General features: G+C 73.6%; 1 protein-coding gene. It reads left to right on the top strand.

Features of this window, described 5'->3' with window-relative positions:
• On the top strand, window positions 1–1952 hold a 1952-nt coding region (locus AC067A_RS37375), incomplete at both ends, for a condensation domain-containing protein (protein WP_479248160.1).

The raw sequence follows: 1952 nt of genomic DNA, 5'->3' as shown, positions 1-1952 counted from the left end.
GTTCCGGCGTCGTACGCGCAGCGGCGGTTGTGGCTGCTGGCGCAGCTGGACGGCGGCAGTGCGGCCTACAACGTGCCGACGGTGGTGCGCTTCGAGGGCTCCGGTCTTGACGTGGACGTCCTGGAGGCGGCGCTGAACGACGTGGTGGAGCGGCACGCCCCGCTGCGGACCGTGTTCGAGGCGGTGGAGGGGGAGCCGTTCCAGCGGGTCCTGCCCCCCGGGCGGGCGCGCCTCGCGGTCGAGCGGCGGAACGTCGAGGCCCACGGTCTGGACGGCGCGCTCACCGAGGCGGCCGGACGGGTCTTCGACCTCGCGTCGGAGATACCCGTCCGGGCCACGCTCCTCCGGGTCGACGACGACACCGCAGTCCTCGCCCTGGTCCTGCACCACATCGCGACGGACGGTCTGTCGACCGGCGTCCTCTTCGCCGATCTGGAGCGGGCCTACGCGGCCCGCGTGGCGGGCGACGGCCAGGTCCTTGAGCCGCTGACCGTGCGGTACGCCGACTACGCGGCCTGGCAGCGCCGGGTGCTCGGCCCGGCCGACGAGCCCGACAGCCTCCTCGGCCGCGAACTCGACTTCTGGCGCGGCAACCTGGCCGGCCTCCCCGAGGACCACGGGCTCACGCTCGACCACCCGCGTCCGCTCACCGCCTCCCACCGCGGCGGGGAGATCGCGCTCGACCTCGGGCCACGCGCCTTCGAGGGCATCACCGCACTCGCCCGCGAGGAGGGCTGCACGCCCTTCATGGTGGTGCACGCGGCACTGGTCGCGGCCCTGTCGCGAATGGGTGCGGGGGCGGACCTGGCGATCGGTTCGCCGGTGGCGGGCCGGAGCGACGAGTCCTTGAACGAGCTGGTCGGCTTCTTCGTGAACACGCTGGTGCTGCGCACGGACAGTGCGGGCGATCCCAGTTTCCGCGAGCTCCTGGCCCGGGTGCGTACGGCCGACCTGGACGCCTTCGCTCACCAGGAGGCGCCGTTCGACCTGGTCCTGGAAGCCCTCAACCCGACCCGGACGCTGTCCCGGCACCCCCTCTTCCAGATCTGCCTCGGACTCGACCTCGGCGCCGTGCCCGAACTCGACCTCCCCGGCGTCACCGCCTCCGTCTCCGGCACGGGCAACGGCTCCGCCAAGTTCGACCTGGAGTTCCTGCTCCGCTCCGAGGACCGGCGCGGGCTGCACGGCGCGGTGCTCTACGCCGCCGACCTGTTCGACGCCGACACGGTCCGGCGCATGGGCGCCGTCCTCGGCCGCGTACTGGAGCAGGTCCTCGCCGACCCTGGTCGCAGGCTCTCCGCCCTGGAGGTGCTGGCGCCGGGGGAGCGGGAGCTGCTGACCGGCCCCTGGGCGGGGGAAGTGCTGCCAGAGGTGGGGGAGGGTTCGCTGGTCGGGCGGTTCGAGGAGCAGGTGGCGCGGGTTCCGGAGCGGACGGCGCTGGTGGACGGCGAGGTGAGGATCTCGTACGCCGAGCTGAACGCCTCCGCGAACCGTCTGGCCCGTCATCTGGCCGAACAGGGCCTGGGGCGTGGGGACATGGCGGGTGTGCTGCTCGACCGGGGCGCGGACTTCGCGGTCGCGGTCCTCGCGGTCACCAAGACCGGCGCGGCCTACACCCTCCTCGACCCCGACTTCCCCGACGAGCGGCTCCGCTCGGCGGCCGCCGACGCGGGCATCGGCCACCTCGTCACCTCACCGGCCCTGGCCGGACGGGTCACGGGCCCCTGGACCGTCGTCCATGCCACCGGCCTGCCGGCCGACGCCCCCGACGACGACCTGGGCATCCCGCTCGGACCCGACGACCCCGCGTGCCTCATGTTCACCTCCGGCTCCACCGGCCGGCCGAAGGGAATCCTCTCCTCGCACCGGAACCTGGTGTCGACGGTGAGCGGCCAGACCTACGGGCGGTTCGGTGAGGGCGAGGTGTTCCTCCAGTGCTCGCCGGTGTCGTG

Source organism: Streptomyces sp. NPDC043176 (genome assembly GCF_056436715.1).
The sequence above is the reverse complement of the archived record's forward strand: the minus strand, read 5'-3'. Positions and strand labels throughout refer to the sequence as shown.